The following is a 23,236-nucleotide window of genomic DNA, read 5'->3' on the forward strand; positions in this document are numbered from 1 at the left end:
GTATCTGGTTTCATGCCAGGTGTTTTCATGTTTCTCGGCCGGTGTCCGTCAGCCGGAATGCCTGAAGGCTTGACCTGAGGGCGATATCCGCGGTGTTCGGCGGCCACAGGCGCGAAGGGGCTCTCCCGTCGCGCCTCGCCTGTTTTCTGGAGGTTTTCGTGTCCGCCACAACAGATCTGTCCAAGATCCGCAATATCGGCATTACCGCGCATATCGACGCCGGTAAGACCACCACGACCGAGCGCATTCTGTATTACACCGGCGTGTCTCACAAAATCGGTGAAGTGCACGAAGGCAACACCACCACGGACTACATGGCCCAGGAACGTGAGCGTGGTATCACCATCACCTCCGCCGCCGTGACCTGTGACTGGAACGATCACCGCATCAACATCATCGATACGCCCGGACACATCGACTTCAACATCGAAGTGAACCGCTCCCTGCGCGTGCTCGATGGTGCCGTGTTCATCATCGAAGGCGTTGCGGGCGTGCAGCCCCAGTCCGAAACCAACTGGCGTCTGGCTGACCGTTACAACGTGCCGCGCATCATCTTCATCAACAAGCTCGACCGTACCGGTGCCGATTTCTATCGCGCATTCGATACGCTGAAGGAAAAGCTCGATATCGTAGCGATTCCGCTGCAGCTTCCCATCGGTGCTGAAGATCAGTTCCTGGGCGTTGTCGATCTGGTTGAAATGAAGGCCATCGTCTGGGAAGGCGGTGAACTGGGCGCGAAGTTCCACGATGAGGAAATTCCGGCCGACTTGAAGGAAAAGGCAGCCGAAGCCCGCCAGAACCTGCTCGACACCGCTCTGGCGGTCGACGAAAAGGCGATGGAAGAATACTTCGAGAACGGCGATGTCTCCATCGAGACACTCAAGCGCTGCATCAAGAAGGGCGCCATCTCCGGTGAGTTCCGTCCGGTTCTGTGCGGCACGGCCTTCAAGAACAAGGGCGTGCAGCCCCTGCTCGACGCCATCATCGACTACCTGCCCGCTCCTAACGACGTGGCCGGTATCCGTTGCGCTCCGCCCGAAGGCGAAGAGGCCGACGAAAACAACCAGCCGATCATTCCTGTCGATCCCGATGGCAAGTTCGCCGGTCTGGCGTTCAAGATCATCAACGACAAATACGGCACGCTGACCTTCGTGCGCGTCTATCGTGGCGTGCTCAAGACCGGCGACACGGTGCTGAACACCACCAAGGGTCACAAGGAGCGTATCGGCCGTATCTACCAGATGCACGCCGACAAGCGCGAAGAACTGAGCGAAGTGCATGCGGGTGATATCGCGGCATTCGTGGGCCTGAAGGACAGCCAGACGGGTGACACGCTGGCCGATGCCGCCGATCCGGTTGTGCTGGAACGTATGTCCTTCCCCGTGCCGGTGATCGACATCTCCGTTGAGCCGAAGACCAAGGACGCGGTCGAAAAGATGACCCTCGCCCTGCAGAAGCTCGCGGGTGAAGATCCCTCTCTGCAGCTCAAAACCGATCAGGAAACCGGCCAGATCATCCTGTCCGGCATGGGCGAGCTGCATCTGGACATCATCATTGACCGTCTGCGCCGTGAATACGGTGTGGAAGCCAATGTGGGTGCGCCGCAGGTGGCATACCGCGAAACCATTTCGCAGGCTCATACCGAAACCTACACCCACAAGAAGCAGTCCGGTGGGTCGGGTCAGTTCGCTGAAGTGAAGATTGAGTTCCAGCCGCTTGAACGGAACGACGGTATCCTGTTCGAAAACAAGGTTGTTGGCGGCACGGTGCCGAAGGAATACATCCCGGCGGTGGAAAAGGGCATTCGCGTCCAGTCTTCCACGGGTGTTCTGGCTGGCTTCCCGACTGTGGACTTCAAGTTCACGCTGCTCGACGGTAAGTACCATGACGTTGACTCGTCCGCTCTGGCGTTCGAAATCGCCGCCAAGGCCTGCTTCCGCGAAGGCATGAAGAAGGCCGGCCCGGTCATTCTCGAACCGATCATGGATGTGGAAATCACCACCCCGAACGATCACGTGGGTGACGTGGTGGGTGACCTCAACCGTCGTCGTGGCATGATCCAGAATCAGGAAACCGCTGGTTCCACGGTTATGGTGCGTGCGTTCGTGCCGCTGAAGGAAATGTTCGGCTACATTTCCCAGCTGCGTTCCATGACCAAGGGTCGTGCATCCTTCACGATGCAGTTCCATCACTACGACCCCGTGCCGCGCAACGTGGCTGATGAAATCATGGCTCAGTCCCGCTGATTTCACGCTGCGCCGTAAGGCAGTAGAACAGGGCCGTCTCCCCACAAGGGAGGCGGCCTTTTCTTTTTGTGGGGTGCTCGGGCGGGGCTGTGGAAGCTCATGGCAAGCTCCGCTGCCGAAGGGCAGAAAAGCAAAAGGCCACGCTGCGAAACAGCGTGGCCTTTTTTGTGAGCGGAAATTGGAGGGGAAGGGTTAGCCAAACGCCCCGATATCGTGCATCAGCGCGACGCTGATTTCGCGGATGAGCTGGAAAATCTGCTCCATGGGCGCGAAGATATCACGGTGTTCACGGACATAGATTCCTTCCTCACGCGGGCCGCGCGGTTCATGGAAATCAAGGTCGGAAGGGCCGGAGCCCGTAGGGAAAATGTGGTGCATGTTCTGCAGCACGCTGGGGATATCCAGGCATAGGATCTGCTGCATCATCGCATCATGGCTGAAGCCGCCACGTGGCATAAAGAAAGGAATGCGGCAGGCCAGAAGCCAGATGCGTTCGATCAGCATGATGCGGATGGCATGCAGCAGGCGAATGCGCGGTTCGGTGCGGGGTGCGTGCTGCCAGGCTTCACGCAGGGCCAGATGGTCAGCCTGAATACGGCGGAACAGGGTCTGGAGTTCGGCAGACAGGTTGAGCTTTTCCAGATCCCTCATGATGGTCAGGAAAAAGCCCCGCCGCTTGCCATCCTGCTCCTCGGTGGCACGGTCGAGCCAGAAACCGGGGTCGAGCAGGCACACGACGCTTTTCAGCACCTTGTCATCCGAACAGGCCAGCGCATGCCGGGCAAAATCGAGCGCACGATGAAAGCGCGGGCTGGAGGTGTTCAGCGTTTCAAAGGTTTCGGGATGGCGGCGGGCAGCGGCTCCAAGGCCCTGCAACGTGTTGGCGCACCAGCCGAGCTGCTGGAGAATGGCATTGTTGAGAATGGCCCGGAGCTGGCTGGGGTGGGTAATGCGCGTGCGCGTGGCGGACTCGCTGCTCTGCCGTGCCGGGGGGCGTGAGCCCGAGCGGTCGATCAGGGAAGGACCAAATGCTCCGAGTAGTGCCGCGTAGCCCGGATCTTCCACCAGCCCGGTCATGTCCTCGATAACGCTCGAGAAGAAATCTGCCGAAAAGTCAGGGTGGTCGTAAATGGGGTCTTCATCCTGCCCGAACGGCATGTAGATGTTTTCGGCAATGGTCGCGAGTGTTGCACAGGCCAGTTCCGGCGTGCCGAACAGGGCATAGCCATCCCCGCCCTGAAAGGCGGCTTCCTCGCGGTAAGCAAGGCCGCTGGACTGGAAGCGCGCGCGGACATGGGCCGGAGACAGATAGGCCAGACGGTCGGACATGCGGAAAGGATGCGCACCGCGGCCGATGCTTTCGCCATGCGTGTCGAAAAACACCACCGTAACGTCGGTCAGTTTCCAGCGGGCCAGCAGATCGTAAATGCGCAGGCGCAGGCGCTCAATCTGGTAGGAGGCCGCAAGCTGGCCGATATAGCGGCCTGAATCGGAATAACCGAACTGGAAGCAGATACGCCCCATACGCCGCACGTAATCGCGCCATGCGGGAGAGCGCAGGGCTTCTTCCACAATATGGTCGCCATTGACGAGGGCTTCTTCCGTTTCGAACAGCGGAGAAATTTCGATCTTGTCGGCTACGCCAAAATAGGTGGCGGCCCAGAGGGCGGATAGCAGGGTGTAGCCGGTTTCGGTTTCCGCGATCAGGAAGCGTACCGGGGTTTGCGTATCCACATATTTGGTGATCTGGGCGATAGTCATCATCAACCGCCCGGCTGTCGAGGGGTCGTTGAGGAGTGCGCCGAAATCGACCGGCACGGGTTCGACCGTATCGAGTGCTTCGTTTACCCGGTTGAGCAGCGCACGGCGGTGGGCCGGGTTGCTCGGGTCATCGAGCATGTTCAGCTTCTGGCGGACGAAATTGTGCACCTGCACCGAGTTGAGGCGGACATGCGTATGGGCCAGCCCCAGCCCGTGCGACAGGAAGCCCGCGCGCGCCACCGCCAGCGGCAGCCGGGCGGAAGGCGGTGCGGAATCAATGGCATGCTGGAGCAGTTTCGCCAGTTCGGAGGCGTTGCACAGCGCGCGCTCACGGCCCTGCACCATCAGGCGGGCAAAATGCGCTACGGCCTGTGTGTCGCTCGGGCTGGTGGGGGCGGCGCTGATCTGCTCCTTCACACAGGCAATGGCGTTTTGCAGCCGTTCGCTCAGTTCGGGTGCGAGAACGCCTTCATGGGCGATCTGCTGCTCAAGGCGCATAAGCTGGAACAGTTTCATGCGCAGGCGCAGGCGCAGAGTGTCCCACCAGCCGATATCCGTGCGCCCATCCGTGTCGTAACCGACCCAGCTTGTGGCGATAACCGGACAGGGCACAAGGCTGCGCCATTGTTCAGGCCAGTTGGCCTCAGCGGTTTCCAATAGAGCGGCGCAGAGCAGGTCTATGGCGTCACGCGCGCGGGTAATGGCCTGTGCTGCGAGGGTGAATTCCTCTTCCAGCGTTGGCGGTGCGGTGCGCCGGTGGGTTTCAAAGAACGGCGCTTTTTCAGGGGGCATCTCGGTTGAGGCACACTGGGCCAGTGCGGCATAAACCGGATTGCTCAGTGCAAAGGTCGGGTGTGCGGTAAAGACAGCGGCAAAACGGATGGTGTCCGTGGCGCTGCTATAGGCCGAAAAGCTGTGTTCAGGCAGGTTTTCCAGCACCTGTGCCGCAACGGCCTTGAGCTTCTTGCGCGAAGCATCCAGGGTCGCTCCCCCAACATAGCGGTGCAGGCGGCGGGCGCGGCTGACAAAGGCATCGTCACGCAGGGTGCGGATCAGGGTTTTGATGTCATCGTAGGTCAGTTCGCCGCGGTCGAGGGATTCGCCCAGCCTGAGCGCGGTCGCCATTACGGGGTTTGTGCCTTCGGCCACGGTACCCATGCCCGAGGGCTCCGAGGGTTCGGTCATGCTGCCCAGAATGGCGCCCAGACGAGGAGGAAGGGAGGAAAGGTCAGGGAGCATGGCGACGTCTTGTCCTTGATGGGGCCGTGCCGAAGAGACTGATACTCTTGCACAAAAGTGAGTGTGATTTTTTTCACGTCTGTCCCGTTGGCGCAACAGCCTGACTGAGACGTGAGGCCAGAGGCCCAACAAAATAAAAGCTCTGTTGCCGTGGAGCACCGCATATGCCGCCCGATTACAGGGCGTTTTTGTCGTGTGACTTGGGATAAGACGGCCATGGTGCTATCCACCATGCCATGACAGTGCATGGGAATAGCGATGCTGATCTGGCCGCCCGCCAGACATTGCGACGTTACAAGCTGGCCGCGACTGGGCTGCTCGCAGGTATGGGCGGGCTGACCATCGCGGGTTACGCGGCTCCGGCCCTTGGGTGGGTGCGTGATGGCTTCTGGCTGGAAATGTTCCGCGCAGGCGCGCGGGCCGGGGTTGTAGGCGGGATTGCGGACTGGTTTGCCGTGGTGGCGCTATTCCGCCGCCCGATGGGCTTGCCCATTCCCCATACCGCTATCCTGCCAGCCCAGAAGGACCGGCTCGGCCGGGCGCTGGGGCGGTTTGTGGCCGGGCAGGTTTTTACTGAAAAAGAAGTGGAGCGGGTACTGGCGCAGGTGGATGTGCCCGCGTTTCTGGCTGACGCGCTGGAAGACCCCGCAACGCAGGATGCCGTTGTGCGGGGGGTCGTGCGCTCTGCGCCGCAAATTCTCGACAGGCTGGAGGACGGGCGGGCCAGCAATGCGCTTTCGCGCGTGATGCCGCGCCTGCTCGGGGGGAGCGATCTGGCCCCCGTAATCGCAAAGGCCTTGCGGAGTCTTGTGGATGACGACCGGCATCAGGAGGTGCTCTCCTACCTGCTGGGGCAGATCAAGGATGGTTTACAGGCCAAGGAAAGCGCTTTGCGCGCCATGATCGAGGATCGGGTGCGTGAGCAGGGCGGGCGTTTTCTCGGCTGGGCTATCGGCGGGTCCATTGCCACCAAAGTTCTGCTCGCAGCGGGCAAGGAGTTGGATCGAATCGATCCTGAAAACTCCAGCCTGCGGGAAGGGTTCACCGCCTGGGTGCGCGCCCAGATCGACCGGATAGAAACAGACCCCGAACATGGAAGCGAATTTACGCAGGCTGTGACCGGCGTTCTTTCCCATGAGAGTGTTGTGGGGTGGTGGGGCGATATTTGGCAGAAGTTCCGCCGCATGGTGGAAGCCGATGTGGAAGACCCGGAAGGCCGCGTGGCGACACTGGTGCGCGAAGGGCTGGAGCGTCTGGCCTGTCAGGCGCGGGATGATGACGTGCTGCGCCGCCGGATCATGGATAACGTGAACCGCACCACATTGCGGATGCTGCCGTTCATTCGTGAGCGGATGGTAGAATTCATCGCGCGGGTGGTGTCTGGTTGGAATGCGGTTGAAATGGCCGACAAGCTGGAACTGCGCGTGGGCAAGGACCTTCAGTTTATCCGCTTTAATGGTACGCTAGTCGGGTTTGGTGTGGGGGCGCTGCTGTTTGCGGTTCTGCGGCTGACATTCGGCCTTAACGCCCAGTAGCAGGCTGGTTTCCTGCGTGGAACACATGGCAGCACAGCCCAATATGCACTGTTTGCTTATCTGTTGACGCATGAAGCAGTGCGGCAGTCCTGCCACAGGGCCGGTATTGGGCGCGTGTCACGAATGCGTGGGACGGCCCGGGTGTGTAGATTCGGGTTGACGGGGGGGCGGCAAGCCTCCATGTATCCGAAACAGGACCGCGCAGGTCTTTAATTGGGTGAAGGCCAGACAATGCTGAAACTTTCCCGGCTGGCAGACTATGCAATCGTGATCCTGGTCAGACTGGGAGAGCAGGAAGGGGTCGTGACCTCGCCTTCTCTTGCAGCCGATACCGGGGTGCCGGAACCAACTGTGGCCAAGGTGCTTAAACTGCTGTCCACGCATGGTTTCGTGCTGTCCCAGCGGGGGGCAAAAGGGGGCTACCGCCTTGCGCGCCCTCTGGCCGAGATATCCGTAGCCAGCGTGATAACAACCGTGGATGGGCGCATTGCCCTGACCGCCTGTGTTGATGGTGGCGGCTGCGATAACGGCGTAACCTGCGGGCTGTGCGGAAGCTGGGATACGATCAATCAGGCCATCCGTGCGACACTGGAAAGCATATCGCTTGAAGATATGCGCATGAACCGCACGGCGCGGGCCTCAGCCCAGTTTCTGACAAAAAAGCCCGAGGAAATGCACGCTGGTGGCACGCTCGCCAGCCGAGAGATACGTGAAGGGGCCTGATCCATGCCGGCAGTGACAGAGACAAGAGAAGCCGTCGAGAAACTCGGACAGTCCACGTACAAGTGGGGCTTTGAAACCGATATCGAGATGGATCTGGCTCCCAAGGGGCTGAATGAAGACATTATCCGTCTGATTTCCAGCCGCAAGGAAGAACCCGAGTGGATGCTGGAATGGCGTCTGACCGCCTTCCGTACATGGCAGGCGATGGAAGACCCCCGATGGGCGAAGGTCTCTTACCCGCCTATCGACTATCAGGACCTCCATTACTATGCGGCTCCCCGCCGCAAGCCGGGTCCGAAGTCGCTTGAAGAGGTCGATCCGGCCCTGCTCAAAACTTACGAGAAGCTGGGCATCCCCCTGCATGAGCAAGCTCTGCTGGCCGGGGTGGAACCGGCTGAGGGTGAGCGCCTGCCGGTTGCGGTGGATGCGGTGTTCGACAGCGTTTCCGTTGCTACCACCTTCCGTAAGACGCTGGCGGAAGCGGGGGTGATTTTCTGCCCTATTTCAGAAGCGGTGCGTGAACACCCCGATCTGGTGCGGCGTTACCTTGGTAGCGTAGTGCCAACGGGCGATAATTTCTTTGCCGCCCTTAATTCGGCTGTGTTTACCGACGGTTCCTTTGTTTACGTGCCCAAAGGGGTGCGTTGCCCTATGGAACTGTCCACCTATTTCCGTATCAATGCCCGCAACACAGGGCAGTTCGAACGCACGCTGATCGTGGTGGAAGAGGGGGCTTCGGTTTCCTATCTGGAAGGCTGCACGGCCCCCATGCGCGATGAAAACCAGCTCCATGCCGCGGTGGTCGAACTGGTGGCGATGGATGATGCGTCCATCAAGTATTCCACCGTTCAGAACTGGTATCCGGGGGATGAAGAAGGCCGGGGCGGAATTTACAATTTCGTCACCAAGCGTGGTGCGTGCCGTGGTGCCCGCTCCAAGATTTCCTGGACGCAGGTTGAGACGGGCTCGGCCATTACGTGGAAATATCCTTCATGTATCCTTCAGGGTGAAGGCTCGGTGGGGGAATTCTACTCTGTGGCGGTTACCAATAACTGCCAGCAGGCCGATACCGGCACCAAGATGATCCATCTGGGCCGCAACACGCGCTCGACCATTATTGCCAAGACCATCAGTGCCGGGCGTTCGGACAGCACGTATCGTGGTCTGGTACGCGTGCAGCCCAAGGCCTCTGGTGCTCGCAACTTCACCCAGTGCGACAGCCTGCTGATAGGGGACCGGTGTGGCGCCCATACCGTGCCGTATATCGAATGCCGTAACATGGCGGCCCGTGTTGAACATGAGGCCACCACATCCAAAATATCAGAAGACCAGCTTTTTTACTGCCGCCAGCGCGGCCTGTCGGAGGAAGATGCCGTGGGGCTGATCGTGAACGGTTTCTGCCGGGACGTGCTCAAGGAGCTTCCCATGGAGTTTGCGGTCGAGGCCCAGAAACTCCTGCAGATCAGTCTTGAAGGTAGCGTCGGTTAAGGGAGCCCTGCATATGAGCCAGTTTTTGGAAATTTCCGGCCTGAACGCCAGAATCGACGCTGACGGACAGGAAAAGCAGATTCTGCGTGGTGTGGATCTGAGCATCCCCCCCGGCGAGGTGCATGTCATCATGGGGCCGAACGGCTCGGGCAAGTCCACCCTGTCCTATGTTCTGGCCGGGCGTGATGATTACGAAGTCACCTCTGGTAGCGTGCAGTTTCAGGGGCAGGACCTGCTGGCCATGGAACCGGAAGAACGTGCGGCGGCAGGTCTGTTCCTTGCTTTCCAGTCGCCGGTGGAACTGCCGGGTGTCAATAACGCCAACTTCCTGCGCACGGCTGTTAACGCCGTACGCCGCGCACGAGGTCAGGAAGAGCTGGACGCGGTGGCGTTTCTCAAGCTGGCGCGCGAGGCCGCAAAGACCCTCTCCATGGCGCCGGACATGCTCAAGCGGAACGTCAATGTCGGTTTTTCCGGCGGGGAAAAAAAGCGCAACGAAGTGTTGCAGATGACCCTGCTCCAGCCCAGCTTTGCCATTCTGGACGAAACCGATAGCGGTCTGGATGTCGATGCGCTGCGGGTTGTGGCTGAAGGCGTCAATCGCCTGCGTGCGCCTACGTTCTCGGCGCTGGTGATCACCCACCATCAGAAACTGCTCGACTATCTGGTGCCTGATCGTATCCACGTCATGGCCAAGGGCCGCATCATTCTGTCTGGTGGCCCAGAACTGGCCCGCCAGATCGATCAGGAAGGTTACGCCAAGTTCCTGTCGGAGGCGGCGTGAATATGATCAGCCCGGACAGGAGCGGCCCTCTGAACCTGTTCACTTCGCGGCTTGAGGGCATTACCGGTGCCGAGCGTCAGCAGGCCGTAGCGGCCTTGCAGCGCGCGGGCCTGCCGACCCGCCGGGTGGAAGCGTGGAAATACACGGCTCTGCGTGCTTTGGGGCAGACCAGCCTTTCCGCGCCTGCGGCTCTTTATGACGCAAAAGCGGCCCGCGCCGTGCTGGATGATGTGCTGTCGGCGCAGGATAGCTTGGCCAGCCTGCCTCGGCTGGTGTTTGTCAATGGTCGTCACGCGCCGGAACTGAGCGTGCTGCCCAAAGCCGTTACGGTTACTTTTTTTGCCGATACGCCCCGGTTCGGCACGACTGCCGCCCCTGATCGTGATCCGCTGGTGGCGCTGAATACGGCTCTGGCTGAAGACGGCGCACAGATACAGGTCGAGGCCGGCGTAGACGGTGGAGCGCTTGTGCTCCTGTCCATCGGCCTTGGGGTGCAGGGCAGTGCGTTTTCCTTCCACCCCCGTCACGCTGTCACCCTGGCATCTGACGCCCGTCTGGAACTGATTTGCGTGCAGGCGGGGCAGGGCGCGTATTTCCATAACCCGGTTACGGATATCAGCGTTGGCAGCGGTGCGGCTCTTGAGCATGTAACCCTTCAGCTTGAAGGGGCAGAGGCGGCAGGCCTTGGCACCGTTTATGCCGATGTCGCCAGCGAAGGTGTTTATGACAGCTTCGCCCTTGGTGTGGATGGGCTTTTGCTGCGGCATGAAGTGCATGCTCGGCTTGGGGCCTCGCGCGCGGCGGTGCATGTTAACGGTGTGCAGCGGCTTGGCGGCTCACAGGTGGGGGACATGACCAGTGTCATTACCCATGCCGCGCCCGACTGTATTTCCCGCCAGACCGTGCGCAATGTGCTGGACGGCCATGCCCGGGGTGTTTTTCAGGGCAAGGTGCTGGTTGAGCAGATCGCCCAGAAAACCGATGGCTACCAGATGAATCAGGCGTTGCTGCTTTCGCCCGATGCGGAAATAGATGCCAAGCCTGAGCTTGAAATCTATGCCGACGACGTGCGGTGCAGCCATGGGGCTACGGTTGGTGCGCTGGATGATGAGCAGCTATTCTACCTGCGCAGCCGGGGTGTGCCTGAGGCTCAGGCGCGGCAGATTCTGATCGAGGCCTTTCTGGACGAAACGCTGGGCCTGATTTCTCACGCCGGGGCACAAGCACTGTGCCGGGCCATGCTGACCCGCAAGGGTGCTGCAGGAGAGAGCGCATGAATACCGACAAGACCCTGAAAACAGCTCCCACAGGTGGGCTGGACGTACAGGCGGTGCGTGCGCAGTTTCCCATCCTGTCCGAAACGGTACATGGCCGTCCGTTCGTCTTTCTGGATAGCGGCGCGTCGGCACAGAAGCCCACTGTGGTGATCGACGCCATGGCGGACACCATGCGCCACCAGTATGCCAACATCCATCGTGGCGTATACTGGATGAGCGAACGCACTAGCGATGCCTATGAGGCGGTGCGTGGGCAGGTTGCGGCTTTCCTGAATGCGTCTTCGCATGAAGAAATCATTTTCACCCGCAACAGCACAGAAGCCATCAATCTTGTCGCGCATTCGCTCGGCACTCTGATGAAGCCGGGTCAGGCCGTGCTGATTTCGGAAATGGAGCACCACGCCAACCTGATCCCCTGGCAGATGCTGCGCGATCGCTCGGGTGTGGAACTCAGGGTTGCCCCCATTACGGATGCAGGTGATCTGGACATGGAAGCCTATGGCCGCCTGCTGGATGACGGCAAGGTGGCGCTGGTGGCTATTACCCACATGTCCAATGTGCTGGGTACCATTACTCCCGCACGCCAGATTGCCGATATGGCGCATGCCGCAGGGGCTCTTGTGCTGTTTGATGGCAGTCAGGCCGCCGTGCACCATAAAACCGATGTGCAGGCTCTGGGGGCTGATTTTTACACATTCACCGGCCACAAGCTGTATGGCCCGACCGGAATTGGCGTTTTGTGGGGGCGTCGGGCGCTGCTTGATGACATGCCGCCTTTCATGGGCGGGGGGGATATGATCTCCTCTGTCACGTTTGAAAAATCGACATGGGCTAATACGCCTCACAAGTTCGAAGCGGGAACGCCTGCCATTGTGGAAACCCTCGGTCTTGGGGCGGCTATCCGCTGGGTTGAATCCATTGGGTTCGACGCGATTGAAGCGCATGAACAGGCACTCACAGCCTATGCGCTCGAAAAACTGGCCACGGTGCCGGGGCTGCGTGTCGTGGGGGCACCCAAACAGCGTGGTGGGGTGATTTCCTTTACCATGGCCGATGTGCACCCGCATGACATCGCCACCCTGTTGGACCGCAACGGGATTGCGGTACGTGCGGGCCAGCACTGTGCGGAACCACTTATGCGCAGGCTTGGCCTGCATGCCACGACCCGCGCCAGCTTTGGTGTTTATACCGATACCAACGATATCGATGCTCTGGCCGAAACACTGGTGCGGATCAGGGATTTCTTTGTGTGAACAGTTTGGCGCAGGATCTGTATGACCGGCAGATTGTGGAGCGGGCGCGCAACCCGCTTCACGCCGGGGACCTGCCCGAGCCGGACTTGCAGGGAGAAGGGCGTAACCCCCTGTGTGGTGACAGGACACGGCTGGATATTGCCCTGCAGGGGCACCATATCAGTCAGATCAGGCATCGCACGCGTGGATGCGCCTTATGCACGGCGGCAGCGGATATGCTGGCCGAGCGGCTGAGCGGTTGCAGTGTGGAAGAGGCCCGCGCAGTGGGTGCCCGTTTTTCCGCCATGCTGGTTGCCCAGGATGCTCCGGCACAAACCATTGTGCAGGGTGCAGAAGAACAGAGAAACGACCCGCTGGAAGGCATGCCATCGCTGGGGGTTATGGAACCCCTGACGGCAGTACGTTTTCACAAGGCGCGGATACGTTGTGTAGAATTGCCATGGGTCGCGCTTAAGGAGGCATTAGCTCATGTCCGTGTCTGACGACATACAGGTTTCGGGTCAGACCGAACCACAGCATGAGGAGCAGATCCGCAAGGATGTGCTTGAGGATAACGATGCCGCGGGTGAACCGAAGGCACGGGTGGAAAGCTGGCACCCGGAAGGTGAGGCGACCGAGAGTGCTGTCGCCCAGCATTCGGGCGCGGTTTCAGAAGATGCCGTGATCGAGGCCATAGCCAAGGTACATGATCCGGAAATTCCGGTGAACATCTATGAGCTTGGTCTGATTTACGCGATCGATCTGTATGATGATGGCCGCGTGCACGTGGATATGACCCTGACGGCTCCCAATTGCCCCAGCGCGCAGGAACTGCCCGCTCAGGTAAAGGAAGAAGTCGAGCGGGTGCCGGGTGTTACCTCGGCCGATGTGGATGTCGTTTGGGACCCGCCATGGGATATGTCGCGCATGAGCGACGAGGCTCGGCTGGCCCTGAACATGTTCTGAACACCAAAGAAGTGAGGGAGGGAAAAATGGCCCAAGTTTCCAGCACAAAGCCTGCGGTACGGAGCCTGCCGCCCCTGATCAGCCTGACAGATGCCGCGGCAACCCGGTTGCAGCATCTGTATGCTACGGCGCATGAGGGGCAGTTGCTGCGCGTTTCGGTCTCTACACGCGGCTGCTCTGGTCAGGCTTATGACATGAGCTTTGTCAGCCAGCCCGGTGATGGTGATGAAGTGGTGAACAGCCATGACGTGACCGTTCTGGTGGACCGGAAGGCAACACTGTTCCTGATCGGCTCACAGATGGATTATCGCGAGGGCGATCTCGAATCCGGGTTTGTTTTCAGTAACCCTAACGAGAAGGGCCGCTGCGGCTGCGGCGAGAGCTTTCACGTCTGAAATCGCACACGGTTTCCGTCTCGGCTGACCACAGGAACTGGTCAACCACTGAGACGGAATGCAGCCGGTAGCCTGCTTGAGCCAGAAGTGCAGTGTCCTTGGACAGAGCTGCCGGGTTGCAACTGACATAAACAACCTGCGCAGGCAGACCCCGGACAATCTGATCCATCTGGTTTTTGGCCCCGGCATGGGGTGGGTCCAGCACAACAGCCGTAGCTTGCGCCAGTTCCTTGGCCATGACCGGCTGACGGTTCAGATCTCTATGGTGCGCGGTAATGCGCGCTTTGCCTATGGCGGCTTTCAGCGCGCTCCAAGCCGGGCCGAAGCCTTCATAGGCGCTTACCTGACAGCGTTGCGCCAGCGCGAAGGTGAGGGTGCCGCACCCGGCATACAGTTCCACCACGTTTGCACGGCGAATCATTTTTTCTGGCAGAGTCGCCATAACCGCGTTTTGAATGGCCTGCTCGCTGGCAGCGCTTGCCTGCAGGAACCCGCCCGGAGGGGGCGAGACACTGTGGCCTGCAATGGTCTGGGTTACGGGCGCGCGTTGTGTCGCGGTTTCCGTAGCTTCCGGGTTTGAGGCTGAAGCCCAGCTTATGCGTGGAATGGCACATTCTTCGGCCATTTGCGCCAGACGGATACGGTCAGCCGCAGTGAGCGGGGCATCGGTTATCAGCAGGATATCTGGCCCGCTATCCAGCAGATTGATGTGCAGGCTGGCTTCGCGCCGGATCGCCTGTATGCTGTGCAGGACGTTTCTGAATGCTGGCAGCAGTGCCAGAATATGCGGGTCGAGCACCAGGCAGGTGGTCATATCCACAATGTTTTTTGTGCCCCGCCCATGCAACCCGATAAGCATGGAAGCCGCGCCGCGTTTGACAGCCAGATCAGCCCTGCGGCGGCTATGGGGAGTAACCTGAAAGGTTGAAGCCTCCGGCACCGTCTCAAAACCTGCACTCTGCAACGCACGGGTAACGCGCTGAACCTTCCAGTCCAGCAGAGTATCCAGCCTCACATGCTGCAGGGCGCAGCCACCACAGGATTCGGCCAGAGAGCAGGGGGGCGTCACCCGTTCGGGGGCCGCTTCAATGACAGCATCAAGCTGCCATGTGCCTTTACGGGTTTCTTCAATACGGACGGTCTCGCCCGGCAGGGTGCCGGCTACATGGGCCACCTGCCCATCAGGCAGGGAGATAGCGCCATCTCCCAAGCCTGCCAGATACAGAACCTTTGCCACTTCCTGCCGTGCAGGCGCGGTTTTATCTGCCCGAGTCTCCCCCATCGCTCCGATCTCTTCCGGTATTTGTGTCCGTGCCAGTTTAATCAGGCGTCGGAGCGGGAGGGTGTCTGTGCCGTATCCGCCTCTGGTGCCGCAATACCCGGTGTGTTGGGGCGCACGGACGAGCGGCGGGGAAGCTGCATGAATGCGGGCTGAAGGTCACCAAACCCGATTGTCTCGCCGCCGGGAACGGGAGCAATTTCATCGCGCTGGTGGCGTGCCTGCTTGCCATGCGGCTTGCTGTCATGCCGGGGGCGTTCCTGCGGTTCAGGGCGTGTATCCGGGGCGGATTCGGGCCGGGCATTGCGCGGGCGGTCACGCTCTTTTTCCCGGTTCTTTTCCTTGTCCCGCGGCTTGTCCTTTTCGCGGTGCCTGTCCTTGTCTTTATCCTTGCGGCCGCGGTCACGCTCGCCTGCGGGGCGCTTGCCTTCGGCCCATTCAAGCTGCGTCACGCCGTCTACGGTCATACGCGGAATGGGTTTTTTGGTCAGTTCCTCAATCGCTTCGGCCAGTGTCCGGTCATAAGGGCAGGCCAGACTATAGGCATGGCCTTCACGCCCGGCACGCCCGGTACGGCCAATGCGGTGAACATAGTCTTCAGCATGGAACGGCAGGTCGAAATTGAACACATGCGACAGGCCGCCGATGTCGATCCCGCGTGCGGCCACATCGGAGCAGACGAGCACTTTCAGATCACCGCTCTTGAAGCGTTCCAGTGTGGAAAACCGGACGGATTGCGGCAGGTCCCCATGCAATGCGCCTGCGGAAAACCCGTGCTTGATGAGCGACTTGGTCAGAACATCCACATCGCGCTTGCGGTTGCAGAAAACGATGGCGTTCTGGAGCTTGGGGTCACGCAGCAGCAGGCGCAGTGTCCGGCGCTTGTCATGTTCATCCACCACCAGCAGGCCGGTGGTGATGGTGGTTGCCACAGAGGAAGGCCGTGCAACCGTGATTTCCTTGGGGGAGTGCAGGAACGCATCCGCCAGCTTGCGGATGGCGGGTGCCATGGTCGCGGAAAAGAACAGGGTCTGACGCATGGGCGGCAGCAGGCCGACAATTTTTTCAATGTCGGGAATGAAGCCCATGTCCAACATGCGGTCGGCTTCGTCAATCACCAGAATTTTGGTGTGGCTCAGCAGCAGCCCGCCGCGTGCAAACAGGTCCAGCAGGCGGCCGGGCGTTGCGATAAGCACATCAACCCCACGGTTGAGCACTTCCTTTTGCTCGGCCATGCTTTCGCCGCCGATCAGCAGGGCATGGTTGAGCTTGAGGTGCTTGCCGTAATTGACGAAATTTTCTGCAACCTGAAGAGCAAGCTCGCGGGTGGGTTCCAGAATCAGCGAGCGGGGCATACGGGCCCGCGCACGGGAATCGCTCAGGATTTCGAGCATAGGCAGCGTGAAGGAGGCTGTCTTGCCGGTGCCTGTCTGGGCCACGCCGAGGACATCGCGCGCCATCAGCACGGCAGGAATGGCCTGCGCCTGAATGGGCGTGGGGTGCACGTATCCCATCTCGGTTACGGCACGCAGGAGTGGTTCTGAAAGCCCCAGATCAGCAAAGGTAATTTTTTCCTCACCTGCGGCGGGAGCAGGAGAGGGCGCTACCGGGTTTTCAGGTTCCGGCGCGCTGGCCTCGGTTGCAGCCGGAGCCTGAGTGGACTCGGGCAGAAGCTCAACTGCGACAGGAGCGCTTTCTTCGGTCTTTTTGGCCCGTGTGGTTTTTTTGCGCGGGGTGCTGGTGGTGGTTTTGCCTGCGGTGGCAGCGCTACGGGTAGCGCGCTTCGCTTTGGGTGCAGGCGGTGCAGCCAGTTCTTCCTGAACCGTTTCCGTCAGCTCTGCGGGGTTTTCAGCCTTGGCCGTCTGGGCAGCACTGACCTTGCGGCGGCGCGGCGCGGCTTTGGGTGTCGTTTTGCCAGCGGTTTTCGGGCTGGCGTCATCGGCAACAGGGGCTGACAGTTCAGGCACGGCTGTATCCGCTTTGGCGGGCGCTACAGCTTTCGCACGGGTTTTTGTCCTGCTCGAAGGCGCTGCTTTTGCGGGCTTCGCTTCCTTGGCGGCTGCCGCTGGGGGCGGTGCGTCAACTGTTTCCACCACGGCAGGCGCGTCCGTGGAGGCAGCCTTCCGGCTCCGGGAAGGGGATGTCTTGCGGGTGCGTGCGGGCGTTTTAGCTGTCAATATGCTCTCGGAACAAAGGTCGGTCGGTTTTACCCCTGACTGAGCGGGCCTGCCGTATGGTTTGCCGTCGCCAGATCAATTAGGGCAGCCGAGCCGGTTTCGCAGCCTGTCAGGTGCTAGCCCGGATAAAGGTCTTTCCGCCCGAAATCAAGTTTTTGGGCGGAAAGACAGATTTTTTTCACATAAAGGGATGGCCGAGGCAGGCAGACAGGATCGCCAGAAAACCCAGCGCCATGATTGCAAGCATTTGCGTGCGGATCGAGTCGAAGGCACTGGCCTGCGGGCGGATGGCGCGGCGCACTTTCTGATAGGGGCCGAAATAAAGGCGGGCGAACAGCCCAGCCATGATCAGACCAAAGGCCTGCATGGCGTTGACCGTCCATGGCACGTTGGCAAAGCCGCCTTCATGCAGGATCAGCAGCCAGCCCGAAACCAGCGTTGTCGGAATGGCGTGCGTCAGCCCTTTGAAAAAACGCGCGAGCGTTTGCAGCATGATGGAATTGCGCTGTGTGGCATCCAGCAGGCCGAGGCTCGGGCGCAGAATCGTGGTGGCATAAAAGGTGCCGCCGACCCACAGCGCAATGCTGATGATATGAAGCGTGAGCACCAGGCTCCAGAGGGGGGGATGAGGCATGAGGACTCCGCGAGAACGTGGCTGGCAGAAAGGCCGGGGGCGAGGGTGATGCCGCAGGGTGAACAAGCCACTATTAGGGGCATCACGCCGCTGTATCGGGCCTGATTTGCCAAGCCAGGCGCCCGGGTGCAAGGGGTATGTTCCATTGCGGGTCCGTGGCCCGGTTTGTGAGGGAGGTCTGCCATGCTGTCTTTTCCCCTGCGTGAACTGGGTGTTTACACACCGGCTGAAATGGGTGCGGTGGACAGGCTGGCGCAGCAGCATGTGCCTGTTGTGACCCTTATGGAGAATGCAGGGCGTGCCGTGGCCCGCGCCATGCGTGCGGCCATGCGACCCGCGCGCGTGCTGGTGCTCTGTGGGCCGGGCAATAATGGGGGGGATGGATATGCCGCCGCCCGTTATCTGCTTGAAGCGGGCTGGCCTGTGGCCGTGGCAGCCCTGACAGAGCCCAAGGCAGGGAGCGCTGCCGCCGATGTGGCGGGGCGCTTTACAGGGCCGCGGGTGCCATTTGTGGCGGAGGAATCCGCCCGGGTGGATGTGGTGGTCGATGCGGTGTTCGGCGCGGGGCTTGCGCGTGACGTTGCCCCAGCGGTGGCCGATGTGCTGCGGGCCGCAGGGCGCGTTGTGGCCGTGGACGTGCCTTCGGGAGTGGATGGCGGCACCGGGCAGGTGCGCGGCTATGCACCATCGGCTGAACTTACAGTTACCTTCTGTCGTTATAAGCCTGCGCATCTGCTCTACCCGGTGCGGGAGAAAATGGGGCGCATTGTGCTTGCGGATATCGGCATGCCGTCGGAGGCGCTGGAAGCCCAGCCCCCGCAGGCATGGCTGAATGCGCCGGGGTTGTGGCGTGTGCCCGAACTCACGCCTGAGAGCCATAAATATACACGTGGCGTTGTCAGTCTCTGCGCGGGTGAAGCCATGCCGGGGGCGGCTCGACTCTGCGCTTCGGGTGCGCGGGCCGCGGGTGCGGGGCTGGTGCGTCTGGCAGCGGGGGAGAATGCTGCGGCTTTCCGGCTGGGGGAGCCGGGCCTGATTGTGGATGACGCGCCGTTGGCGGTGCTGTTGGACGATGCGCGGCGGCATGTTTGGGTTTGTGGGCCGGGGCTGACGGAGGCGGAAGTGGGTCTTACGCTGCCGCAACTTGTCGAGGCCGGACGGTGTGTGCTGGCGGATGCCGGTGCCCTGAGTGCCGCCTCCGGGCGACCGGATGCGCTCAGGGGTGTTGCGGTCATAACGCCCCATGCTGGAGAGTTCGCGCGTGTTTTTGGTGCGATAGGGGATGATCCGCCCGCACGGGTGCGGCAGGCCGCACGGCAGACCGGGGCGGTTGTGGTGCTCAAGGGCGCCTCCACTCTAATTGCCGCACCCGATGGGCGGCTGGCTATTAATGTGCATGCAACGCCTGCTCTGGGCACGGCGGGTTCGGGCGATACCCTTTCCGGGGTAATTGCCGCCATGCTGGCGGCGGGTATGCCTGCATGGGAGGCGGCCTGCGCCGGAGTCTGGCTGCATGGAGAGGCCGGGCTGCGTGCCGGGCCGTGGCCTGTGGCGGAGGCGCTGGATCGGCATCTTGGGGCTGCCCGGGCGGAAGCGGAGCGGCGTCAGGGATTGTCTGCGCGTGAACAGGGTGTGATATAAGGGATTATTGGTCGCGTTGGGTGGCGGCGCTCTCTTGCCGTCTGGTCCGCTTTGGGCTAAACGCACGCATCTTGCGACGGCGAGTAATGCGCGGGCGTGGTGGAATTGGTAGACACGCCAGATTTAGGTTCTGGTGGCGCAAGTCGTGGGGGTTCAAGTCCCTCCGCCCGTACCACATGGTTTCTTACTCCCGTCCCGTTCCGTGGTAGCCCATGGCTGATGCTGCGGGATGTCCGAAGTCTATATGTACCAAGAGGAAGGCCTGGCCGATGCAGGTAACCGAGACCCTTTCCGAAGGGCTGAAGCGTGGTTTCACCGTGACAGTTCCGGCTGTAGAACTTGAAGGCAAGCGCGATGCGCGCCTCAAGGAAGTGGCCGCTAACCTGAACCTGCCGGGTTTCCGTCCGGGCAAGGTGCCTGTGTCTCTGGCGCGCCAGCGTTATGGTGCCGCCGTGTGGGGCGAAGTGATCGAACAGGCCGTGTCCGATTCCATCCGTGCTGTTTTTGACGAGCGTGGCCTGCGCCCTGCTGGTCAGCCGCAGGTTGATCTGGTCTCCGGTCAGGAAGACGACGGCAAGGATCTGGAATTCAAGGTCGAGAGCGAAATCCTGCCCGAAATCGCAGTGCCTGATCTCTCCGGTCTGGCCCTGACGCGCCTCAAGGCGACTGTCAGCGATGAAGCAGTGGACAAGGCTCTGGCCGATATTGCCCAGCGCGGCCGCAACTTCGAAGTGATCGAAGAAGTCCGCCCTGCCGCCAAGGGTGACGTTGTCGCCATTGACTTCGTTGGCAAGCGCGACGGCGTGCCGTTTGACGGTGGCACGGCTGAAGACGTGAACGTCGAAATCGGTGGTGAAGGCTTTATCCCCGGTTTTGCCGAGCAGATCGAAGGCATGAAGCCCGGTGAAGAAAAGATCATCACCGTGACGTTCCCCGCCGATTACGGCGCGGCTGAACTGGCCGGTCAGGAAGCGACCTTCGACATCAAGGCGAAGCAGCTCAAAAAAGCTGTTGATGCCGAAATCAACGATGATCTGGCCAAGTCGATCGGTTTTGAAACCCTCGATCAGCTCAAAGACCTGATCCGCAAGCAGATCAGCGGCGAGTATGACCAGCTTACGCGCCTGCGCATCAAGCGCGACCTGCTGGACGCACTGGCTGGCAAGGCCGACTTCGAAGCGCCCGCCGGTATGGTGGAAAGCGAGTTCCAGCAGATCTGGGCGCGCGTTGAATCTGACCGCAATGCCGGTCAGCTCGACGACGAAGACAAGGAAAAAGACGAAGACACCCTGCGTGCGGACTATCGCAAGATTGCCGAACGCCGCGTGAAGCTTGGTCTGCTGCTGGCTGAAATCGGCCGCAAGAACGGTATCACCGTTAGCTCGGAAGAGCTGGGTCGTGCCGTGCGGGCTGAGGCTATGCGCTATCAGGGTCAGGAACAGCAGGTTTTCGAGTTCTTCCAGAAGAACCCGCAGGCCGCTGAAGGCCTGCGGGGGCCGATCTTCGAAAACAAGGTGGTCGACTACCTGATCGAACTCGCCACGGTGACGGATAAAGAAGTCACCCCGGACGAGCTTTCTGATATTCCGGCAGCGGATATCTGAGAAAACGGCTCTGTCCCGCCAGTGTGAACTGGCGGGACATTCTTTTTGAGCCTGTTTTTCTTTTCCGGGGTGGCATCTTGCCACTTTATCTCTATCTTGAAGGAATGAGCCTGTAACCGGTCGTCTCCAAAGGAGGCGGTGGGTAAGGGACGTTTCAGTTTTTTATACGGGAATGAGTGGCATGAGGGATCGTGATCCCGTTGAGATTTTCAGCAACGCACTGGTTCCGATGGTGGTCGAGCAGACCTCCAGGGGCGAGCGGGCTTTCGATATCTATTCCCGTCTGCTGCAGGAACGCATCATCTTTTTGACCGGTCCGGTTTACGATCAGGTGTCATCGCTGATTTCAGCGCAGCTCCTGTATCTGGAAAGCGTTAACCCGACCAAGGAAATCTCTTTCTATATCAACAGCCCCGGTGGGGTGGTGTCAGCCGGTCTGGCTATTTACGACACCATGCAGTACATCCGCAGCCCCGTTAGCACCGTGTGTATCGGTCAGGCGGCTTCCATGGGCTCGCTCCTGCTGGCTGGTGGTGAGAAAGGGCGGCGTTTTGCCCTGCCCAATGCGCGTGTCATGGTGCATCAGCCTTCGGGTGGGGCGCAGGGACAGGCCAGCGATATTGAAATTCAGGCCCGCGAGATCCTTATCATCCGCCAGCGCCTGAACGAGATCTATCGTGAGCATACTGGCCGGACGCTTGAGGAAATCGAGCAGAAGCTCGAGCGCGACACCTATATGTCAGCAGAAGAAGCGCAGTCTTTCGGGATTGTTGATGAAGTCATCACCCGCCATAGTGCAACACAGGCGGACAAGAAGGATAAAGATCATCCCTGATCTGGTATACTTTGAACTTCCTGTTACATTAAGGGAGTGTTCCGCTGACTTTTGGGCGGAAAAAGACCGGAACGCGGTTCCCGGTAATGTGGAACCCTGGATGATCGAGGGAGGAGACCGATGAACGCGAAGTCCGGTGATTCCAAAAACACGCTGTATTGCTCGTTCTGCGGCAAATCGCAGCACGAGGTGCGGAAGCTGATTGCCGGCCCGACCGTGTTCATCTGTGATGAATGCGTGGAACTCTGCATGGATATCATCCGTGAAGAGAACAAGACATCCTTGGTCAAATCGCGCGAGGGCGTGCCCACACCGCGCGAAATCTGCAAGGTGCTGGATGATTATGTCATCGGGCAGATGCAGGCCAAGAAGGTTCTGTCCGTTGCAGTGCATAACCACTACAAGCGTCTGACACAGGTGGCCAAGGCTGGCGAAGTTGAAATCGCCAAGTCCAACATCCTTCTGGTCGGCCCGACGGGTTCGGGCAAGACGCTACTGGCCCAGACACTGGCCCGTATCCTTGATGTGCCCTTTACCATGGCCGACGCCACCACCCTGACCGAAGCCGGTTATGTGGGTGAGGATGTTGAAAACATCATCCTCAAACTGCTGCAGGCTTCTGACTACAATGTGGAGCGGGCGCAGCGCGGTATTGTCTATATCGATGAAATCGACAAGATTTCGAAGAAATCGGACAATCCCTCCATTACCCGCGATGTCAGTGGTGAAGGTGTGCAGCAGGCGCTGCTCAAACTGATGGAAGGCACGGTTGCATCTGTGCCGCCGCAGGGTGGGCGCAAGCATCCGCAGCAGGAATTCCTGCAGGTGGATACCACCAACATGCTGTTTATCTGCGGTGGGGCGTTCGCCGGGCTGGACAAGATTATTTCCGCGCGTGGTAAGGGCACCAGCATCGGCTTCGGGGCGGATGTCCGCTCACCCGATGAGCGTCGTACAGGTGAAATCCTGCATGATGTGGAACCTGAAGATCTGATGAAATTCGGGCTTATCCCTGAATTTATCGGGCGTCTGCCGGTTCTCGCAACGCTGGGCGATCTGGACGAAGCAGCTCTGATCAAGATCCTGACCGAGCCCAAAAATGCTTTGGTCAAGCAGTATCAGCGTCTGTTCCAGATGGAAGACGTACAGCTTACCTTTACGGATGATGCACTCAAGGCCATTGCCGACCGTGCAATCGTGCGTAAGACCGGTGCGCGTGGGCTGCGTTCCATTATGGAAAGCATTCTCATGTCCACCATGTTCGACCTGCCGGGTCTGGATAATGTGGAAGAGGTGGTCGTCAACCGCGAGGTGGCGGACGCCAAAACCAGCCCTGTCTATGTTTATGGACAGAAAAAAGAACTGCCAACGGAGCAGTCGGCCTGAAAAGGTCACGGTCCGGTAACCGTGCCAGACATCT

18 protein-coding genes and 1 tRNA gene are annotated in these 23,236 nt (G+C 60.2%); 15 read left to right on the plus strand and 4 right to left on the minus strand.

What is annotated here, in order from left to right; all coding sequences use genetic code 11:
• The first annotated feature begins 158 nt into the window (after positions 1–158).
• Positions 159–2,246, plus strand: a complete 2,088-nt coding sequence (gene fusA, locus ABF757_RS05330) for an elongation factor G (protein WP_025860041.1) — start codon at positions 159–161, stop codon at positions 2,244–2,246.
• Positions 2,247–2,438: 192 nt separating this feature from the next.
• Here the strand turns inward: fusA and ABF757_RS05335 are convergent, their stop codons facing one another.
• A complete protein-coding gene (locus ABF757_RS05335; RefSeq protein ID WP_025860042.1) occupies positions 2,439–5,246 on the minus strand; it encodes a phosphoenolpyruvate carboxylase in 2,808 nt (935 codons plus the stop codon).
• A gap of 236 nt (positions 5,247–5,482) precedes the next feature.
• Here ABF757_RS05335 and ABF757_RS05340 point away from each other — a divergent pair, with 236 nt between their 5' ends.
• The 9 genes from ABF757_RS05340 to ABF757_RS05380 all read left to right on the plus strand — a co-directional run bounded on the left by ABF757_RS05340 (position 5,483) and on the right by ABF757_RS05380 (position 13,646).
• The gene (locus ABF757_RS05340; protein WP_415481247.1) at positions 5,483–6,781 is read left to right on the plus strand and encodes a DUF445 domain-containing protein; all 1,299 of its coding nucleotides are present in this window, start codon (positions 5,483–5,485) and stop codon (positions 6,779–6,781) included.
• 231 nt (positions 6,782–7,012) lie between these two features.
• The gene (locus ABF757_RS05345; RefSeq protein WP_415481248.1) at positions 7,013–7,504 is read left to right on the plus strand and encodes an SUF system Fe-S cluster assembly regulator; all 492 of its coding nucleotides are present in this window, start codon (positions 7,013–7,015) and stop codon (positions 7,502–7,504) included.
• Positions 7,505–7,507: 3 nt separating this feature from the next.
• Positions 7,508–8,992, plus strand: coding sequence for a Fe-S cluster assembly protein SufB (sufB, locus tag ABF757_RS05350; protein ID WP_415481249.1), 1,485 nt, complete (start codon positions 7,508–7,510; stop codon positions 8,990–8,992).
• A gap of 13 nt (positions 8,993–9,005) precedes the next feature.
• The gene (gene sufC / locus ABF757_RS05355; RefSeq protein WP_415481250.1) at positions 9,006–9,776 is read left to right on the plus strand and encodes a Fe-S cluster assembly ATPase SufC; all 771 of its coding nucleotides are present in this window, start codon (positions 9,006–9,008) and stop codon (positions 9,774–9,776) included.
• 2 nt (positions 9,777–9,778) lie between these two features.
• Complete coding sequence (gene sufD, locus ABF757_RS05360) at positions 9,779–11,053, plus strand: Fe-S cluster assembly protein SufD (protein ID WP_415481288.1); 1,275 nt, start codon at positions 9,779–9,781, stop codon at positions 11,051–11,053.
• On the plus strand, positions 11,050–12,306 hold the full coding sequence (locus tag ABF757_RS05365) for an aminotransferase class V-fold PLP-dependent enzyme (protein WP_415481251.1): 1,257 nt from the start codon (positions 11,050–11,052) through the stop codon (positions 12,304–12,306). Before sufD ends, ABF757_RS05365 begins: the two co-directional genes overlap by 4 nt.
• Positions 12,303–12,788 (plus strand): iron-sulfur cluster assembly scaffold protein, encoded by a 486-nt coding sequence (locus ABF757_RS05370; protein WP_051542837.1) that lies wholly within the window; start codon positions 12,303–12,305, stop codon positions 12,786–12,788. The genes ABF757_RS05365 and ABF757_RS05370 overlap by 4 nt, the downstream gene beginning before the upstream one ends.
• Entirely contained in the window at positions 12,775–13,251 is a 477-nt protein-coding gene (locus tag ABF757_RS05375) for an SUF system Fe-S cluster assembly protein (protein WP_415481252.1), read from the plus strand. Before ABF757_RS05370 ends, ABF757_RS05375 begins: the two co-directional genes overlap by 14 nt.
• Before the next feature lie 26 nt (positions 13,252–13,277).
• Positions 13,278–13,646 carry a HesB/IscA family protein gene (locus tag ABF757_RS05380; protein WP_025860047.1) on the plus strand — a complete coding sequence of 123 codons (369 nt, stop codon included), beginning with the start codon at positions 13,278–13,280 and terminating at the stop codon, positions 13,644–13,646.
• Here ABF757_RS05380 and ABF757_RS05385 read toward each other — a convergent pair.
• From ABF757_RS05385 to ABF757_RS05395, 3 genes are all read right to left on the minus strand, one after another.
• The gene (locus ABF757_RS05385) at positions 13,600–14,928 is read right to left on the minus strand and encodes a class I SAM-dependent RNA methyltransferase (RefSeq protein WP_415481253.1); all 1,329 of its coding nucleotides are present in this window, start codon (positions 14,926–14,928) and stop codon (positions 13,600–13,602) included. The genes ABF757_RS05380 and ABF757_RS05385 overlap by 47 nt on opposite strands.
• Positions 14,929–14,969: 41 nt before the next feature.
• Complete coding sequence (locus tag ABF757_RS05390; RefSeq protein WP_415481254.1) at positions 14,970–17,021, minus strand: DEAD/DEAH box helicase; 2,052 nt, start codon at positions 17,019–17,021, stop codon at positions 14,970–14,972.
• Positions 17,022–17,280: 259 nt separating this feature from the next.
• Positions 17,281–17,736: a hypothetical protein gene (locus ABF757_RS05395; protein WP_415481255.1), complete on the minus strand. Its 456-nt coding sequence runs from the start codon at positions 17,734–17,736 to the stop codon at positions 17,281–17,283.
• A 183-nt stretch (positions 17,737–17,919) separates the two neighbouring features.
• Between ABF757_RS05395 and ABF757_RS05400 the strand changes: the two genes are divergently transcribed.
• The 5 genes from ABF757_RS05400 to clpX all read left to right on the plus strand — a co-directional run bounded on the left by ABF757_RS05400 (position 17,920) and on the right by clpX (position 23,202).
• Positions 17,920–19,377: an NAD(P)H-hydrate dehydratase gene (locus tag ABF757_RS05400; RefSeq protein WP_415481256.1), complete on the plus strand. Its 1,458-nt coding sequence runs from the start codon at positions 17,920–17,922 to the stop codon at positions 19,375–19,377.
• Positions 19,378–19,467: 90 nt separating this feature from the next.
• Positions 19,468–19,552, plus strand: a tRNA-Leu gene (locus tag ABF757_RS05405).
• Positions 19,553–19,646: 94 nt separating this feature from the next.
• Entirely contained in the window at positions 19,647–20,981 is a 1,335-nt protein-coding gene (gene tig, locus ABF757_RS05410) for a trigger factor (protein ID WP_415481257.1), read from the plus strand.
• A gap of 172 nt (positions 20,982–21,153) precedes the next feature.
• Positions 21,154–21,816: an ATP-dependent Clp protease proteolytic subunit gene (locus tag ABF757_RS05415; RefSeq protein WP_025860054.1), complete on the plus strand. Its 663-nt coding sequence runs from the start codon at positions 21,154–21,156 to the stop codon at positions 21,814–21,816.
• A gap of 120 nt (positions 21,817–21,936) precedes the next feature.
• A complete protein-coding gene (gene clpX, locus ABF757_RS05420; RefSeq protein ID WP_025860055.1) occupies positions 21,937–23,202 on the plus strand; it encodes an ATP-dependent Clp protease ATP-binding subunit ClpX in 1,266 nt (421 codons plus the stop codon).
• Positions 23,203–23,236: the final 34 nt, after the last annotated feature.

Origin of the sequence: Acetobacter papayae (assembly GCF_047721125.1) — a bacterium.
Classification (GTDB): domain Bacteria; phylum Pseudomonadota; class Alphaproteobacteria; order Acetobacterales; family Acetobacteraceae; genus Acetobacter; species Acetobacter papayae.

Bases quoted from the DNA above. Each gene is read 5' to 3' on its own strand.
- ABF757_RS05335 (WP_025860042.1), bottom strand. From the start codon at position 5,246: ATGCTCCCTGACCTTTCCTCCCTTCCTCCTCGTCTGGGCGCCATTCTG.
- ABF757_RS05340 (WP_415481247.1), top strand. From the start codon at position 5,483: ATGACAGTGCATGGGAATAGCGATGCTGATCTGGCCGCCCGCCAGACA.
- ABF757_RS05345 (WP_415481248.1), top strand. From the start codon at position 7,013: ATGCTGAAACTTTCCCGGCTGGCAGACTATGCAATCGTGATCCTGGTC.
- sufB (WP_415481249.1), top strand. From the start codon at position 7,508: ATGCCGGCAGTGACAGAGACAAGAGAAGCCGTCGAGAAACTCGGACAG.
- sufC (WP_415481250.1), top strand. From the start codon at position 9,006: ATGAGCCAGTTTTTGGAAATTTCCGGCCTGAACGCCAGAATCGACGCT.
- sufD (WP_415481288.1), top strand. From the start codon at position 9,779: ATGATCAGCCCGGACAGGAGCGGCCCTCTGAACCTGTTCACTTCGCGG.
- ABF757_RS05365 (WP_415481251.1), top strand. From the start codon at position 11,050: ATGAATACCGACAAGACCCTGAAAACAGCTCCCACAGGTGGGCTGGAC.
- ABF757_RS05375 (WP_415481252.1), top strand. From the start codon at position 12,775: ATGTCCGTGTCTGACGACATACAGGTTTCGGGTCAGACCGAACCACAG.
- ABF757_RS05380 (WP_025860047.1), top strand. From the start codon at position 13,278: ATGGCCCAAGTTTCCAGCACAAAGCCTGCGGTACGGAGCCTGCCGCCC.
- ABF757_RS05385 (WP_415481253.1), bottom strand. From the start codon at position 14,928: ATGGGGGAGACTCGGGCAGATAAAACCGCGCCTGCACGGCAGGAAGTG.
- ABF757_RS05395 (WP_415481255.1), bottom strand. From the start codon at position 17,736: ATGCCTCATCCCCCCCTCTGGAGCCTGGTGCTCACGCTTCATATCATC.
- ABF757_RS05400 (WP_415481256.1), top strand. From the start codon at position 17,920: ATGCTGTCTTTTCCCCTGCGTGAACTGGGTGTTTACACACCGGCTGAA.
- tig (WP_415481257.1), top strand. From the start codon at position 19,647: ATGCAGGTAACCGAGACCCTTTCCGAAGGGCTGAAGCGTGGTTTCACC.
- ABF757_RS05415 (WP_025860054.1), top strand. From the start codon at position 21,154: ATGAGTGGCATGAGGGATCGTGATCCCGTTGAGATTTTCAGCAACGCA.
- clpX (WP_025860055.1), top strand. From the start codon at position 21,937: ATGAACGCGAAGTCCGGTGATTCCAAAAACACGCTGTATTGCTCGTTC.